This is a genomic window from Salinicola halophilus (assembly GCF_003206155.1).
GTDB lineage: Bacteria > Pseudomonadota > Gammaproteobacteria > Pseudomonadales > Halomonadaceae > Salinicola > Salinicola halophilus.
Genome location: NZ_PZJV01000006.1, coordinates 46,409 through 62,085 on the forward strand (window position 1 = coordinate 46,409; position 15,677 = coordinate 62,085).

The 15,677-nt window shown below is 64.3% G+C and carries 12 protein-coding genes; 7 read left to right on the forward strand and 5 right to left on the reverse strand.

Annotated elements, in window-relative coordinates; all coding sequences use genetic code 11:
* Positions 1–138: 138 nt before the first annotated feature.
* On the forward strand, positions 139–1,791 hold the full coding sequence (locus DOM33_RS12125) for an OFA family MFS transporter (protein ID WP_110669341.1): 1,653 nt from the start codon (positions 139–141) through the stop codon (positions 1,789–1,791).
* Between the two features lie 61 nt (positions 1,792–1,852).
* Here DOM33_RS12125 and DOM33_RS12130 read toward each other — a convergent pair whose 3' ends face one another.
* Positions 1,853–2,953, reverse strand: a complete 1,101-nt coding sequence (locus DOM33_RS12130; RefSeq protein ID WP_110669343.1) for a substrate-binding domain-containing protein — start codon at positions 2,951–2,953, stop codon at positions 1,853–1,855.
* Positions 2,954–3,117: 164 nt separating this feature from the next.
* Between DOM33_RS12130 and DOM33_RS12135 the strand changes: the two genes are divergently transcribed.
* Genes DOM33_RS12135 through DOM33_RS12150 form a run of 4 tightly spaced genes read left to right on the forward strand, consistent with a single transcriptional unit; the run spans position 3,118 to position 8,450 of the window.
* Entirely contained in the window at positions 3,118–3,624 is a 507-nt protein-coding gene (locus DOM33_RS12135) for a formate dehydrogenase subunit gamma (RefSeq protein ID WP_110669345.1), read from the forward strand.
* Positions 3,624–5,192: a formate dehydrogenase beta subunit gene (locus DOM33_RS12140; RefSeq protein ID WP_110670247.1), complete on the forward strand. Its 1,569-nt coding sequence runs from the start codon at positions 3,624–3,626 to the stop codon at positions 5,190–5,192. The genes DOM33_RS12135 and DOM33_RS12140 overlap by 1 nt, the downstream gene beginning before the upstream one ends.
* Complete coding sequence (gene fdhF, locus DOM33_RS12145; RefSeq protein WP_110669346.1) at positions 5,186–8,146, forward strand: formate dehydrogenase subunit alpha; 2,961 nt, start codon at positions 5,186–5,188, stop codon at positions 8,144–8,146. The genes DOM33_RS12140 and fdhF overlap by 7 nt, the downstream gene beginning before the upstream one ends.
* A 40-nt stretch (positions 8,147–8,186) precedes the next feature.
* Entirely contained in the window at positions 8,187–8,450 is a 264-nt protein-coding gene (locus DOM33_RS12150) for a formate dehydrogenase subunit delta (RefSeq protein WP_110669348.1), read from the forward strand.
* A 99-nt stretch (positions 8,451–8,549) separates the two neighbouring features.
* Here the strand turns inward: DOM33_RS12150 and dnaJ are convergent, their stop codons facing one another.
* The 3 genes from dnaJ to grpE all read right to left on the reverse strand — a co-directional run bounded on the left by dnaJ (position 8,550) and on the right by grpE (position 12,527).
* Complete coding sequence (gene dnaJ / locus DOM33_RS12155; protein ID WP_110669350.1) at positions 8,550–9,698, reverse strand: molecular chaperone DnaJ; 1,149 nt, start codon at positions 9,696–9,698, stop codon at positions 8,550–8,552.
* 94 nt (positions 9,699–9,792) lie between these two features.
* A complete protein-coding gene (dnaK, locus tag DOM33_RS12160) occupies positions 9,793–11,727 on the reverse strand; it encodes a molecular chaperone DnaK (protein ID WP_110669351.1) in 1,935 nt (644 codons plus the stop codon).
* A gap of 170 nt (positions 11,728–11,897) precedes the next feature.
* Positions 11,898–12,527, reverse strand: coding sequence for a nucleotide exchange factor GrpE (gene grpE, locus DOM33_RS12165; protein ID WP_110669353.1), 630 nt, complete (start codon positions 12,525–12,527; stop codon positions 11,898–11,900).
* 248 nt (positions 12,528–12,775) lie between these two features.
* Between grpE and recN the strand changes: the two genes are divergently transcribed.
* Complete coding sequence (recN, locus tag DOM33_RS12170) at positions 12,776–14,449, forward strand: DNA repair protein RecN (RefSeq protein ID WP_110670249.1); 1,674 nt, start codon at positions 12,776–12,778, stop codon at positions 14,447–14,449.
* Between the two features lie 123 nt (positions 14,450–14,572).
* Here the strand turns inward: recN and fur are convergent, their stop codons facing one another.
* Entirely contained in the window at positions 14,573–15,022 is a 450-nt protein-coding gene (gene fur, locus DOM33_RS12175) for a ferric iron uptake transcriptional regulator (protein WP_110669355.1), read from the reverse strand.
* 72 nt (positions 15,023–15,094) lie between these two features.
* On the opposite strand from fur, the gene DOM33_RS12180 reads away from it, so the two are divergent.
* Entirely contained in the window at positions 15,095–15,517 is a 423-nt protein-coding gene (locus DOM33_RS12180) for an outer membrane protein assembly factor BamE (protein WP_110669357.1), read from the forward strand.
* The last annotated feature ends 160 nt before the right edge of the window (positions 15,518–15,677 follow it).

Sequence of the window (15,677 nt, forward strand, 5' to 3'; positions counted from 1 at the left end):
TGAGCGCCGCATACCCGGATACTCACCGGCCCGCTAGCGGCGGCGCCGAATACGGACCGCCGGACCGCCGGAACGCCGGACCGTGCGCATGGCAAGACGACGATCGAACACGACGACAATCAAAAACGAGGGTTCACGATGACTGGGATCACGCAGACCGCCGAGGGTCGCGGCACGGGCTCGGCGGGGTTCTTCTCCCGCGAGCGAACGATAGCGGGCCCCAACTTCAACCGCTGGCTGGTACCCACCGCAGCGCTGGCGATCCATCTGTGTATCGGCATGGCCTACGGCTTCTCGGTGTTCTGGCTTCCCATGAGCCAGGAGATCGTCAACGCCCCCGCCAGCTGTAACAACCTGGGCCTGCTGCAGGCGCTGACCACCACGAGCTGCAACTGGAGTGTCAGCCAGGTCACCTACGTCTTCGGTATCTTCATCGCGATGCTGGGGGTCTCGGCGGCGATCTGGGGCGCCTGGCTCGAGCACGCCGGCCCCCGCAAGGCGGGCTGCATCGCTGCACTCTGCTGGGGCGGCGGACTGATCGTCGGCGGTCTCGGCGTGATGAACCATCAGCTCTGGCTGATCTATCTGGGCTGCGGCGTACTCGGCGGTATCGGCCAGGGACTGGGTTACATCACACCGGTCTCGACGCTGATCAAGTGGTTTCCCGACCGCCGCGGCATGGCGACGGGCTTCGCGATCATGGGCTACGGCGGCGGCGCCATGGTCGGCGCGCCCCTGGCGGTCGTACTGATGAACCACTACGGCGCCGACGGCGGCACCGGAGTGGCGATGACGCTGATCACCCTGGGGGGGATCTACGCCATCGTCATGGCCTGCGGGGCCCTCGGCTTTCGCGTGCCGCCCAATGGCTGGAAGCCCGCCGGCTGGACGCCGTCGGAAAAGGCCAAGAGCAACACCATGATCACCCAGGGGCACGTGCACCTGAATACCGCGTGGAAAACCCGGCAGTTCTGGCTGATCTGGGGCGTGCTGTTCCTCAACGTCACGGCGGGGATCGCGGTGATCTCGATGGCGAGCCCGATGCTGCAGGACGTCTTCGGCGGCGCGCTGGTGGGGCTCGAGGATCGCGGAGCGGCGCTGAACGAAGCGCAGCAGGCGGCGGTGGTCGCCGCCGCCGCGGGCCTTGTCGGACTCATCAGCCTGTTCAACAGCCTCGGTCGCCTGTTCTGGGCATCGCTGTCGGACAAGATCGGCCGCAAGAACACCTATTACTGCTTTTTCGCGATCGGCATCGTCATGTACTGCCTGCTGCCCATGTGGGGCCATCTCGGCATGGCCGGGCTCTTCGTGATCTCGATCTGCGTCATTCTCAGCATGTACGGTGGCGGCTTCGCCACGGTGCCGGCATATCTCGCCGACATCTTCGGCACCCAGATGGTTGGCGCGATCCACGGCCGCCTGCTGACCGCCTGGACCGCCGCCGGTCTGGTCGGCCCGCTGGTGATCGCCGCGCTGCGCGAGGCGCAGCTCGATGCCGGGGTCGAAGCGAGCCTCGTCTACGACCGCACGCTCTACATCATGGCGGGTCTGCTGTTTCTGGGGCTGATCTGCAACGCGCTGGTACGGCCGGTCAAACCGTCACAGCAGATGAGCGATGAGGAGCTGGCCCGCGAGCGCGCGCTGCAGCAGGATGACGGCGTTGCCGCCAACGCCGAGACCGCAGCACGCGGGCGCTTCGGTATCGGCGGCGTGCTCGCCTGGCTCGGCGTGGGTATTCCCTTCCTGATCGGGCTCTACATCGCGCTGGCCAAGGCCGCGGCGCTGTTCTGAGTCGCACCCCGGTCGGAGTGTCTCAACTCACGAGGAACCCGCGGCCACGCGGGTTCCACGCTCATAACGATGCCGATGCCTCGGCTTCCCGCCGTCGATCCTCCGCCAGCAGCGTCTCGAACGTGCCCACTTCCCCGGGGCGATCGGCGGCGTAGCCGGCAAGCCCCTCGATCTGCTCGAGCAGCGGCGGCGACGTCAGATGCGACAGGAGATGCTGGACACGCTCCTGCTCGAGACTCGCCGCCTGGCCAATCAGTAGATAATGCTCGGTAGAGAGCGGCCGAAACGCCAGTCCGAATTGCGCCGCCGCCGCTTCCACGCCGAACCCGGCGTCGGCCATCCCTGCCGCCACATAGGCCGCCACCGCGGTGTGCGTGAACTCCTCGTGAAAGGCCCCGGGAATCGCCGCCTCCTCGATGCCCTCCTCCGCCAGCAGCAGATTGAACAGCACCCGCGTGCCGGAGTGTTCATCACGGTTGATGAAGCGCACGTCCGGCATCAGAAGATCGCCAAGCCCGCGAATCCGCGACTCGTCCGCGGGCCGCAGGATCAGCCCCTGACGACGGGTGACGAAGCGGATCACTGCCAGATCCTGGCTCGCCAGCTGTGTGCGGTACGCCGTCATCACCTGCTCGGCAAGGCGCGGGCAGACCGGCAGGTGGAAGCTCGCCAGGTCGCACTCGCCGCGGCCCAGCGCGTTGAGCGCCTCCAGCGGGTTGCAGTAGCGAAGGTCCAGCTCCCCCGGGCAATCCGGCAGCAGCGCCACCGCGTAGCCGTGGCTGGCATGGAGTCGCAGAACGGGATGGGAGCCGGCCAGCTGCTGCTGCAACTGGTGGTTGAGCTCAGAGGCCATGCTCTCGAGCTGCGGTCCGAGGCGCGCCTTGACCCGCTGCTCGGACCACAGAAGCGTCTCGCCCAGCGGCGACAGACGCGTGCCATGGCCGCGGCGCATCTCCACCAGTGACATGCCGAAAAAAGCCTCGGCGCGGTTGAGCACGTTCCAGGCATGGCGGTAGGAGATTTTCGCGCCACTGGCCGCCTGGGTGAGCTTGCCGCTGTCGTGAAGGTTCGCCAGCAGCGTGAACAGCACGGGGTCGAGACGCTCACCGTCATCGCGGCTATAGCGCCACGCCGGGGTGATGTTCCACCTTGGGCTAAGCATTGTCGTTCATATTTTTCGGCCTGAATCGGGGTGCTAGTTTGGCGCTGGTAGCGACCCTGACTTAAAGCAGTTAAGAACGGCGATTCCTATAAGACGATCGGCTGAGAGTCGCCGGCGCGGCGCCTCGACAGCGACAACTCACGACTCGATGAGGCGGTCCGGCCATGTCCCACTCAGCTTCTCCCGTTGCCGACGCCTGGACGCCGGCAGAGCTCCAGACAGTCATCGATGCCCACCGTGCGAGACCGGGCGCGATGCTGCCCCTGCTGCACGCCATTCAAGCGCGTTTCGGCTTCATTCCCGAAGAGGCGGTTCCCAGGGTGGCCGAGGCACTGCGCCACACCCGCGCCGAGGTGCACGGCATCATCAGCTTCTACCATCACTTTCGCACCCACCCGGCGGGGCGCAGCGTGATTCAGATCTGTCGCGCCGAGGCGTGTCAGGCGGTGGGTAGCCGCCAGCTCGAGGCGCATGCGAGAAAGGCGCTGGGCATTGATTATCACCAGACCACACCGGATCACGAGTTCACGCTTGAGCCGGTGTATTGCTTGGGCAACTGCGCCTGCGGCCCCTCTATCCGCGTCAATGATGATGTTTATGGTCGCATGACGCCCGAGCAGTTCGATGAACTGACCGATGAACTGTCGGCGACCGTCGTGGAGGTGAAATGATGGCCGTTACCGTTTATGTCCCCCGGGACACCACGGCGCTGGCGCTGGGTGCCGATCGGGTCGCCACCCGCCTCGAGCGCGGCGCGAAGGCGCGCAATGTCGACATCAATATTGTGCGCAATGGCTCGCGCGGGCTTTTCTATCTAGAGCCGCTGATCGAGGTTGCCACGCCCGAGGGCCGCGTCGCCTATGGCCCGGTCACGCCGGCGGAGGTGGAGTCCCTGCTGGATGCCGGACTGCTCGACGGAGGCCAGGATCATCCATTGGCACTCGGCCTCACCGAAGAGATCGCCTATCTCAAGCGCCAACAGCGCCTGACCTTTTCGCGCATCGGTCTCACCGACCCCGTATCCATCGAGGACTACACCGCACTGCGCGGCTTCAAGGGTCTGGAGAAGGCGCTGGCGTTGGAGGCGCAGGCGGTGGTCGACGAGGTCACCGCCTCCGGGCTACGCGGGCGTGGCGGCGCGGCCTTCCCCACCGGCATCAAATGGCAGACGGTTCACGATCAGCCTGCGGGCCAGAAGTACGTGGTCTGCAATGCCGACGAGGGCGACTCCGGCACCTTCGCCGACCGCCTGGTGATGGAGTGCGACCCCTACCTGCTGATCGAGGGCATGGCCATTGCCGGTCTCGCCGCAGGCGCCGATCAGGGTTACATCTACCTGCGCTCCGAATACCCGCTGGCCCACGCCGTACTCGAGGAGGCGATCGAGCGCGCCGTAGCCGCCGGCTATCTCGGCGATGACATTCTGGGCAGCGGCCGCGGCTTCCATCTGGAAGTGCGCCTGGGCGCCGGCGCCTATATCTGCGGCGAGGAGACCTCGCTGCTGGAAAGCCTCGAGGGCAAGCGCGGGCTGGTACGCGCCAAGCCGCCGCTGCCGGCCATCGAAGGGCTGTTCGGCCGACCCACCGTGGTCAACAACGTGCTGTCGCTGGCCACCGTTCCCTTCATTCTGGATCAGGGCGGTCAGACCTACGCCGATTACGGCCTGGGCCGCTCGCGCGGCACGCTGGCCATTCAGCTGGCCGGCAACGTCAAGCGCGGCGGGCTGGTGGAACTTGCCTTCGGCACCAGTCTGCGCGAACTGATGGAGGAGTTCGGCGGCGGCACCCGCAGCGGACGTCCGCTCAAGGCCGTGCAGGTTGGCGGTCCGCTGGGCGCCTATCTGCCCGAAAGCCAGTGGGATCACCCCATCGACTACGAAGGCTTTGCCGCCTTCGGTGGCGTGGTAGGCCACGGCGGCGTGGTGATGTTCGATGACAGCGTCGATATGGGTGACCAGGCACGCTTCGCCATGGAGTTCTGCAGCGTCGAGTCCTGTGGCAAGTGCACGCCGTGCCGGATCGGTGCCGTGCGCGGCGTGGAGGTGATCGACCGCCTGCGGGCCGGCGAGTCGCTGGATAAGAACCTCGCCCTGCTCACCGACCTTTGCGACACCATGGTCGATGGCTCGCTGTGTGCCATGGGTGGCATGACGCCGTTCCCGGTGCAGAGCGTCCTGCAGCACTTCCCTGATGATCTGACACCTCGACAGGCCGCAACGGTGGGAGGTACGACATGCTGAACTATTTCGATCCCAAAACAGCCGATCCCAAACAATCCGGTACCCATTCGTTCAACGCAGGCCTGGGTGGTGTCGGCGAGGCCCAGAGCACCTTCAATCCGGCCTTTTTCGACCGCGACCTGGGCACCCCGGCGCGCACGTCCGAGACGCCGGTCGAGCTGACCATCGACGGCACGGCCATTCGCGTGCCGGAAGGGACGTCGGTGATGCGCGCTGCGGCACTGGCCGGCATCACCATTCCAAGGCTTTGCGCCTCGGACAATCTCGAGGCGTTTGGGTCCTGCCGGCTCTGCGCGGTGGAAATCGAGGGGCGTCGCGGCATGCCCGCCTCGTGCACCACGCCGGTGGTCGAGGGCATGTCGGTGACGACGCAGAATGCGAAAATCGCGAAGCTGCGTCGCAACATCATGGAGCTCTACATCTCCGATCACCCGCTGGACTGCCTGACCTGTCCGGCCAACGGCGACTGCGAACTGCAGGACATGGCCGGTGTTGTAGGGCTTCGCGAGGTACGCTACGGCTTCGATGGTGCCAACCATCTCGACGCCGAGATTGATGACTCCAACCCCTACTTCAGTTTCGATCCCAGCAAGTGCATCGTCTGCTCGCGCTGTGTGCGCGCCTGCAACGAGGTGCAGGGCACCTTTGCCCTGACCATCGAGGGCCGCGGCTTTGATTCGAAAGTGGCTGCCAGCCAGAACGAACCCTTCATGGATTCCGAGTGCGTCTCCTGCGGCGCCTGTGTGCAGGCCTGCCCCACCTCGACGCTGATGGAAAAAAGCGTCATCGAGGAAGGCGTCCCCGAGCACAGCGTCGTGACTACCTGCGCCTACTGCGGCGTGGGCTGCTCGTTCGAGGCGCAGATGAAGGGCGACAAGCTGGTGCGCATGGTGCCCTACAAGGGAGGAGACGCGAACCACGGCCACTCCTGCGTCAAGGGTCGCTTTGCCTTTGGCTATGCCACCCACAAGGACCGCATTCGCGAGCCGATGATCCGCGATTCGATCGACCAGCCCTGGCGCGCGGTGTCCTGGGAAGAGGCCATCGGTTTCGCGGCGCGACGTCTCAAGGAGATTCAGGCGCAGTATGGTCGCGACAGCGTCGGCGGCATTACCTCGTCGCGCTGCACCAACGAAGAGACCTATCTGGTGCAGAAGCTGGTTCGCGCCGCCTTTGGCAACAACAATACCGACACCTGCGCCCGGGTCTGTCACTCGCCGACCGGTTATGGGCTCAAGACCACGCTGGGCGAGTCCGCCGGCACCCAGACCTTCGATTCGGTGATGAAGGCAGACACGATTCTGGTGATCGGGGCCAATCCGACCGATGCCCACCCGGTATTCGCCTCGCAGATGAAACGCCGGCTGCGTCAGGGGGCCCGGCTGATCGTGGCCGACCCGCGACGCATCGACCTGCTTGCCACGCCCCACGGTGGCGGGGGTCTGCACCTGGCGCTCAAGCCGGGCACCAACGTGGCACTGGTCAATGCCCTCGCCCACGTGGTGATCACCGAAGGGCTGGAAGACGCCGACTTCGTCGCCCGACGCTGCGACACCGATGGCTACCAGCGCTGGCGCGAGTTCATCGCTGATCCGCGTCACGCCCCGGAAGCGGTGGAAAGCGAGACCGGCGTACCTGCCGAGGCGGTTCGCGAAGCCGCCCGCACCTACGCCAACGCCGGCAACGGGGCGATCTACTACGGCCTGGGCGTCACCGAGCACAGTCAGGGGTCGACCACGGTCATGGCGATCGCCAACCTGGCGATGGCGACCGGCAACATCGGTCGCGAGGGCGTCGGGGTCAATCCGCTGCGCGGGCAGAACAACGTCCAGGGGTCGTGTGACATGGGCTCGTTCCCGCATGAGCTGCCGGGCTATCAGCACGTCGCCGACCCGGCGATTCGCGAGCGCTTCGAAAGCGTGTGGCACGCCAAACTCGATGACGAGCCGGGGCTTCGTATCCCCAACATGTTCGATGCCGCCATCCACGGCACCTTCAAGGCGCTCTACGTCCAGGGCGAGGACATCGCCCAGTCCGACCCCAACACCCAGCACGTCGAAGCGGCCCTGTCGGCGCTGGACTGCCTGATCGTGCAGGATATCTTTCTCAACGAGACGGCCAAGTACGCCCACGTGCTGCTGCCGGGCGCGACCTTCCTCGAGAAAAACGGCACCTTCACCAATGCCGAGCGCCGCATCAACCGCGTACGTCGGGTCATGCCGCCGGTGGCCGGCAAGGAGGATTGGGAGGTGACGCAGGATCTCGCCAACGCCCTGGGCTACGACATGCACTACCGCCATCCGTCGGAAATCATGGACGAGATCGCCAGCCTCACGCCGACCTTCACCGGGGTGAGCTATGACAAGCTCGAACGGCTCGGCAGCATCCAGTGGCCCTGCAACGACGACTACCCGCTCGGCACGCCGACCATGCACGGCGTGGACTTCCCGATCGGCAAGGGCCACTTCGCCATCACCGAATACGTGGCAACGGAGGAGCGGGTCAATGGCCGCTACCCGCTGCTGCTGACCACCGGGCGCATTCTCAGCCAGTACAACGTGGGTGCACAGACGCGACGCACCGCCAACAGCGCCTGGCACGCCGAGGACGTGCTGGAGATCCATCCGGTGGACGCCGAGGACCGCGGACTGCGCGATGGAGACTGGCTCGGTATCCGTAGCCGTGTAGGTCATACCGTGCTGCGCTGCCGGGTCAGCGAACGCATGGCACCGGGGGTGGTCTACACCACCTTCCACCACCCGGGCAGCGGCGCCAACGTGATCACCACCGACAACTCCGACTGGGCGACCAACTGCCCCGAGTACAAGGTAACGGCCGTGCAGGTCGAGAAGGTTTCGCAGCCCTCGTCGTGGCAGCAGCAGTTCCAGCGCTTCGACGAGCGCCAGCAGCGCTATCTGGCCGATGCCGAAGCCCCGGAGCCGGCACTCAAATGAGCGCCGGACACCCTGAACCCGTCTGGAGTGCGAGGTCGCCATGAACGATCCCACGACGCCGCTGATCAAGATGGTCAATCAGATCAGCCTCAATAACCGCCATCACGACAGCGATGAAGCGGCGGCCGAGCCGATCGCCGCCCATCTCAAGAAGTTCTGGGCCCGCGAGATGAAACGTCAGATCATCGATTACGCCGAGAACGATGGCCGCGAGCTGCTGCCGGTCTCGCGCCTGGCGGTGATGCGGCTGAAGACCCTGTCGAGCGAGGTCAAGAACTGGGAAGAGACCTCGGATGCGGGGTAAGCCCGACGACTCGACGCGCCTGCTCGCTGAAGACCACGAAAAAGGCCCCGCCCGGTACTACCCGGACGGGGCCTTCTCTTTGGACGGTCGATCTGGCGCCTACGGCTTCATGTCTTCGAAGAAGCGTTTGACGCCGTCGAACCAGCCCTCTTTCTTCGGCGAGTGGCGGCTGGCGCTGCCCAGGCTCTCCTGGAACGCGCGCAGCAGATCCCGCTGCTCTTCGGAGAGGTTGACCGGTGTCTCGATCACTACCTTGCAGAGCAGATCCCCGGCGGGTCCACCGCGGACCGGTTTGACGCCCTTGCCCTTGAGGCGGAAGAGCTTGCCGGTCTGGGTCTCCGGCGGAATCTTGAGCTTCACCCGCCCTTCGAGAGTGGGCACTTCGAGTTCACCACCGAGGGCAGCATCGACGAAGTTGATCGGCACTTCGCAGTGCAGGTGCCGGCCATCACGCTCGAAGATCGGGTGCGGCTTGATCTGCGCCTCGACGTAGAGATCGCCGGCGGGACCGCCGTTCAGGCCGGACTCGCCCTCACCGTTCAGGCGAATACGATCGCCGGTGTCCACGCCTGCCGGAATCTTCACCGATAGCGTACGCGTCTCGCGTACACGACCCTCACCGTGGCACTTGCGGCACGGCACCTTGATCGACTGGCCGCCGCCGTGACAGGTCGGGCAGGTCTGCTGCACGGCGAAGAAGCCCTGCTGCATACGTACCTGGCCCATACCCTGGCAGGTCGGGCAAGTTTCCTTGCTGGAGCCCGGCTCGGCGCCGCCGCCGTCGCAGTGCTCGCACTCGATATGGCGCGGCACCCGGATGTCGACAGTGGTGCCGAAGACAGCGTCTTCGAGATCGATCTCGAGGTTGTAGCGCAGGTCGCTGCCGCGCTGCGGGGCGTTCGGATTACGCCGGCCACCGCCGCCACCCCCGAAGATATCGCCGAAGACGTCGCCGAAGATATCGCTGAAACCGCCGGCACCGGCACCGCCGAAGCCACCGCCACCGAAGCCGCCACCCTGACCATCGACGCCGGCGTGACCGAACTGGTCATAGGCCGCACGCTTCTCGCCGTCGGAGAGCACTTCGTAGGCGTCGGAAACTTCGCGAAACTTCTCCGCTGCCTGCTGATCTTCCGGGTTGCGATCGGGGTGGTACTTCTGTGCCAGCCGCCGATAAGCCTTCTTGATTTCCTTCGTATCGGCGCCCTTGTCGACGCCCAATACTTCGTAATAGTCACGTTGGGACATGAAAGGTCCGCCTCCGTGTCAGCACCCTGCAAACAGCAACGCGGGAGACATTGCCCCCGCGCTACTGCCGTTCACACGGCGTTAGACGTCGTGGTTATTGCTTTTTCTGGTCGTCGTTGACTTCTTCGAACTCGGCGTCGACCACGTCGTCTTCCTTCTTGGCGCTTTCCTGACCGTCGGCGGCTTCGCCTTCGCCCTGTTCGCCTTCACCCTGCTCGGCGTACATCTTCTGCGCGAGGTTACCGGAGGCTTCGGTCAGCGCGTCGAGCTTGGCCTGGATCTCGTCCTTGTCGTCGCCCTTGAGCGCTTCCTCGAGTTCGCTGATCGCGGTCTCGATCTTGCTCTTCTCTTCGGCGTCGACCTTGTCACCGGACTCTTCCAGGGTCTTGCGCGAAGCGTGGATCATGCCGTCGGCCTGATTGCGCAGCTGCACCAGCTCTTCGAACTTCTTGTCCTCGGCTTCGTGCGCTTCGGCGTCCTGGACCATCTGATCGATCTCGTCGTCGGAGAGACCGCCGGAGGACTTGATCACGATCGACTGTTCCTTGCCGGTCGCCTTGTCCTTCGCGGTGATGTTCAGGATGCCGTTGGCGTCGAGGTCGAAGGCGACTTCGATCTGCGGCACGCCGCGCGGTGCCGGCGGAATGTCGGCGAGGTCGAAACGACCCAGCGACTTGTTCTGACCCGCCTGCTTACGCTCACCCTGCAGCGCGTGAATGGTCACGGCCGTCTGGTTGTCCTCGGCAGTCGAGAAGGTCTGGGTTTTCTTGGTCGGGATCGTGGTGTTCTTCTCGATCAGCGGCGTCATCACGCCACCCAGCGTCTCGATGCCCAGCGTCAGCGGGGTCACGTCGAGCAGCAGCACGTCCTTGACGTCACCGCCAAGCACGCCGCCCTGGATCGCCGCGCCCATGGCAACGGCTTCGTCCGGGTTGACGTCCTTGCGAGCGTCCTTGCCGAAGAACTCGGCGACTTTCTGCTGAACCATCGGCATGCGGGTCTGGCCGCCGACGAGGATGACGTCGTCGATCTCGCTGTTGGAGAGACCGGCATCTTCCATCGCGGTCTTGCACGGACCCAGCGAACGCGTGACCAGCTCTTCGACCAGAGACTCGAGCTTGGCGCGAGTGACCTTGATCGCCAGGTGCTTGGGACCGGTGTTGTCGGCGGTCACGTACGGCAGATTGACTTCGGTCTGCTGCGCGGAGGAAAGCTCGATCTTCGCCTTCTCGGCGGCTTCCTTCAGACGCTGCATGGCGAGGCTGTCGCCGGACAGATCGATGCCGGAATCGCTCTTGAACTGCTGGACGAGGTAGTCGATCAGCTTGAGGTCGAAGTCTTCGCCACCCAGGAAGGTGTCACCGTTGGTAGCCAGCACTTCGAACTGCTTCTCGCCGTCGACGTCGGCGACTTCGATCACGGAGATGTCGAAGGTACCGCCGCCCAGGTCGTAGACCGCGATGGTGCGATCGCCGGTGGAGCGATCCATGCCGTAGGCCAGTGCGGCGGCCGTCGGCTCGTTGATGATGCGCTTGACTTCGAGACCCGCGATACGGCCAGCGTCCTTGGTCGCCTGACGCTGAGAGTCGTTGAAGTAGGCCGGCACAGTGATGACCGCCTCGGTCACTTCTTCGCCGAGATAGTCTTCGGCGGTCTTCTTCATCTTCTTCAGCACTTCAGCGCTGACCTGCGGCGGCGCCATCTTGTTGTCGTTGACCTGGACCCAGGCGTCGCCGTTATCGGCTTCGACGATCTGGTAGGGCACCATCTTGATGTCTTTCTGGACGACATCGTCCTTGAACTTGCGGCCGACAAGACGCTTGATCGCGTACAGCGTATTGGTCGGGTTGGTCACCGCCTGGCGCTTGGCGGCCTGACCGACCAGCGTCTCGCCATCATCGGTGTAGGCGATGATGGAGGGCGTGGTGCGTGCGCCCTCGGCGTTTTCGATGACACGCGTCTTGTCACCGTCGAGAACGGCGACACAGGAGTTGGTCGTACCCAAGTCGATGCCAATGATGCGTCCCATAGTTCCTCACCTCTAACAAATTCATTGATCTGTGAACGGGAAGTCTCAGGGGCGAGCGATAGGCTCGCTGTCGGTTTCTTCACGTTCGTTTTCAAGCTGCGCTGATTGCGCGGTTGCCTGCTATGTGGGGGCCGCTCACCACCTTTCAAGGGGTGGCGAAGCGGATTCGTTCACTCCGGCGACTTGCTCACCACGACCATCGCTGGACGAATCAGGCGACCGTTGAGCAGGTAACCTTTCTGCATGACGTCCATCACCGTGTTCGGATCGAGCTCCGGGTTCGGCACCATGGTCATCGCCTCGTGGTACTGCGGGTCGAACGGCTCGCCGTGAGGATCGAGCTGCTCGACGCCGAACTTCGACAGCACGTCGAGCTGCATCTTCAGCGTCATCGAGACCCCTTCACGATGGATCTCGTCGAGTTCCTGCATGCTCTCCAGCCCCTTTTCCAGGCTGTCGACCACGGGCAGCAACTCCTTGACGAATTTCTCGAGAGCGAACTTCTTCGCCTTGTCGGCATCCTGCTCGGCGCGGCGACGGGCGTTCTGCGCTTCGGCCGCGGCACGCACGGACTGATCCTTGGCATCGGCGAGCGCCTGTTCGAGCTCTTCGACACGGGCAGCGAGTACTTCGGCTTCGGGATTGGCATCGGCATCGACGACGTCGACATCGTCGCTTTCGATCTCCGCGGCGAACTCCTCGACGGTGCCTTCCTGCGGCTCTTCCACCGGCTGCGGCTCGACGTCGCGTTCACTGCGTTCGATCTCTTCGTCGACGGGCTTTTGCGGATCTTTCGCCATGACTCCCTCCAGATATGGTGACGGCAGTTGCGTAATTCGCGAAGTGACTGCCTATATGGGGCTGTCGTCGCCGATCTCAAGCGCCGCGGCCATTTTGCATCGATCCCGAGACACGAGAATCGATGAGACGGCCGCCAATGAGTCGATCGCCGAGGGATTGCGCCAGGCCTGACAGACGTTGAAGGCCCCATTGCCATACTGTATAAACAACCAGAACCTGTATGGCCGCCATCGATTTGGGAGGCAGCATGCTGACGCAACTCGCCATTCGTGACTTCGCTATCGTCGATACGCTGGAACTGGATTTCCAGGCCGGTATGACCGCCATCACCGGCGAGACGGGCGCGGGCAAATCCATCCTTCTCGGGGCGCTGGGACTGTGTCTCGGCGAGCGCGCCGAAGCCGGCGGTGTACGCCACGGTGCCGAGCGCGCGGATATCAGTGCGCGATTCGACATCGCCGAACGCGACGACGCCAAGGCGTGGCTCGCCGAGCGCGAGCTCGATGCCAGTGAATGCCTGCTGCGTCGCGTCGTGACGGCCAGCGGTCGCTCCAAGGCTTGGATCAACGGTCAGCCGTGCACCATTACGGATCTGCGCGAACTCGGCGAGTGTCTGATCGATGTCCACAGTCAGCACGCGCATCAGGCGTTGCTCAGCGAAGAGACGCATCGCCGACTGCTCGACGATGCCGCCGGCCATCGCCATGAGGTGGAAGCACTGGCGGCGCTGCATCGGCAGTGGCACGCTCTGCGCAAGCAGTATCGCGAACGCAGCGAGAGTGACGAGGAGCGTCAGGCCAAACGACAGCTGCTGCGCTATCAGGCCGAGGAGCTGGATCAGCTCGACCTGCAGCCCGACGAGCTCGCGTCGCTGGAGCAGGAGCAGGAGACGCTGGCGCATCTCGAGGAGACGCTATGCGAGGCGCAGTTCGCCGCCGACAGCTGCGATCACGAAGAGAACGGCGCGATGACGCTACTCCAGCAGGCGACCAGTCGGCTCTCCAAGACGCCGGGCGGCGATACCGGCCCGCTGGCAGATGCGCTCGGTCTGCTCAACGACGCCCAGATCCAGCTCGAGGAAGCGGCGCGCGAGCTGCACCACTTCGTCGAGTCCACCGAACTCGATCCGCAGCGTCTGGCGTTCGTCGACGAGCGCCTGGGCGAGATTCATCGCATCGCGCGCAAGCACCACGTGATGCCGGAAGAACTCGTCGAATTGCACCAGCGCCTGAGCGGCGAACTCGCCGAACTCGACGGTGGCGACGATGATCTCGAGGTGCTTCGTGCGCGACTCGAAGAGGTACGTCAGCAGTATCGCGAGAGTGCCAAGCGTATCAGCGAGACGCGCCACCGCACTGCCGAGACGTTCGCCCAGCAGGTGCAGGATCAGCTGGCGTTTCTGGGGATGAACAAGGCACGGTTTGCCATTGAAGTCACGCCGCTGGAGTCGTCGCAGCCTCACGGCACCGATCGCGTCAGCCTGCAGATCAGCGCCAACCCGGGCCAGCCGACGCGGCCGCTGGCGAAAGTCGCCTCCGGCGGCGAGCTGTCGCGTGTCAGCCTTGCCATTCAGGTGGTCGCCGCGACTCATAGCCCGCTGGCAACACTGGTTTTCGACGAAGTCGACGTGGGCATCTCCGGGGCGACGGCGGAGATCGTGGGTCAGCTGCTGCGCCGGCTCGGCCAGCACGCCCAGGTCATGACGGTGACCCACCTCCCCCAGGTCGCCGCTCAGGCACACCAGCATCTTCACATCGAAAAGCAGTCCGACGACGACAATACGCGTACCCAGATGGCCCAGCTGGACGACGCCGGCCGGGTTCGCGAGATCGCGCGGATGCTTGGCGGCGTGAAGCTCTCGGATCGCACGCTGGCTCACGCCCGCGAGATGCTAGCGGCGAGCCAGAACGCCAGGCACTGAGGCGCGCCGGGCGCGCTCTGCATGACGTCCCAAAGTATCCTGGGCACACGAACGAAAACGCCGANNTCGGCGTTTTCGTTCTGGAATTCGGGGTCGACCGTCCGGCTGGCGGTCTACGCTTGCTTACTTCTTGACGCCGTCCTGGCGCGTGGCCTTGGAGCCTCGGGGGCGCACGTAAAGCACCAGCGCATGCTCGACCAGTTCGTAACCATGCTCTTCGACGATCTCTCGCTGGCGTCGTTCGATCGCTTCGTCGAAGAACTCCACGATCTCGCCGGACTCGAGGTCCACCATGTGATCATGGTGCTCTTCCTGCGACATCTCGAACACCGCATGTCCGCCGTCGAAGTTGTGGCGTACGACCAGGCCGGCCGCTTCGAACTGTGTCAGAACTCTGTAGACAGTCGCGAGTCCAACGTCTTCACCCGACTCCAGCAGCGCCTTGTAGACGTCCTCGGCACTCATATGAAGCTCTTCTTCCATTCGAGTCGCTTCGAGGATCTGCAGAATTTTGACACGTGGCAGAGTGACCTTCAGCCCCGCCTTCCGCAATTCTTGGTTTTCGTCGGCCATGGTCGCTCTTCGCAGTAGCGTCTCGTGTCGGGTATGATCAATCCACGCAACGATAGTGAAAGACGGACTCAAATGCAAAATCTGATCAGAACGGCCGTACTCCTCTTCGCCGCGTCTCTCATCGCCGGCTGCAGCTACTTCGGTGTGTATAAAAGAGACATTCCGCAGGGCAATCTCATCACCCAGGAGATGGTTTCCCAGCTCGAGCTCGGCATGAGTCGAGAGCAGGTCGCCTACGTCATGGGCACACCGCTACTGGAGACGCCTTTCTCTGCCGATCAGTGGGACTACGTCTTTTACCTCGACGAAGCCTATGGCGACACCGTCGAGAAGCGTTTGACGCTGACGTTCGATGACGACCGGCTAGTCGACATCGCCAAATCCGGCGACATGGACTCCAACGTCGAACTCGATCAGGACTACGGCCCCGGCCCTGCCGTCGAGGGCGCAGGGGAAGGCATGGCGACCCCGCGCATTGGCCCTAGCGCGATCTAAACGCAACATCGTCGTCTCGCTGTGAATCGACGCGGCTCCCTCGGGAGCCGCGTCGACGTTTGGGCAAGTGATTGACCGCGGAATCTGCGCCCGATCGCTTCCCATGCGAGCTGCCAGACGATGCTCGGGTGACCATCGACCGACGCGCACTCTCGCCGAC

Bases quoted from the DNA above. Each gene is read 5' to 3' on its own strand.
- DOM33_RS12125 (WP_110669341.1), top strand. From the start codon at position 139: ATGACTGGGATCACGCAGACCGCCGAGGGTCGCGGCACGGGCTCGGCG.
- dnaK (WP_110669351.1), bottom strand. From the start codon at position 11,727: ATGGGACGCATCATTGGCATCGACTTGGGTACGACCAACTCCTGTGTC.
- fdhF (WP_110669346.1), top strand. From the start codon at position 5,186: ATGCTGAACTATTTCGATCCCAAAACAGCCGATCCCAAACAATCCGGT.
- fur (WP_110669355.1), bottom strand. From the start codon at position 15,022: ATGGCCGACGAAAACCAAGAATTGCGGAAGGCGGGGCTGAAGGTCACT.
- recN (WP_110670249.1), top strand. From the start codon at position 12,776: ATGCTGACGCAACTCGCCATTCGTGACTTCGCTATCGTCGATACGCTG.
- DOM33_RS12140 (WP_110670247.1), top strand. From the start codon at position 3,624: ATGGCCGTTACCGTTTATGTCCCCCGGGACACCACGGCGCTGGCGCTG.
- DOM33_RS12135 (WP_110669345.1), top strand. From the start codon at position 3,118: ATGTCCCACTCAGCTTCTCCCGTTGCCGACGCCTGGACGCCGGCAGAG.
- DOM33_RS12130 (WP_110669343.1), bottom strand. From the start codon at position 2,953: ATGCTTAGCCCAAGGTGGAACATCACCCCGGCGTGGCGCTATAGCCGC.
- DOM33_RS12150 (WP_110669348.1), top strand. From the start codon at position 8,187: ATGAACGATCCCACGACGCCGCTGATCAAGATGGTCAATCAGATCAGC.
- dnaJ (WP_110669350.1), bottom strand. From the start codon at position 9,698: ATGTCCCAACGTGACTATTACGAAGTATTGGGCGTCGACAAGGGCGCC.
- DOM33_RS12180 (WP_110669357.1), top strand. From the start codon at position 15,095: ATGCAAAATCTGATCAGAACGGCCGTACTCCTCTTCGCCGCGTCTCTC.
- grpE (WP_110669353.1), bottom strand. From the start codon at position 12,527: ATGGCGAAAGATCCGCAAAAGCCCGTCGACGAAGAGATCGAACGCAGT.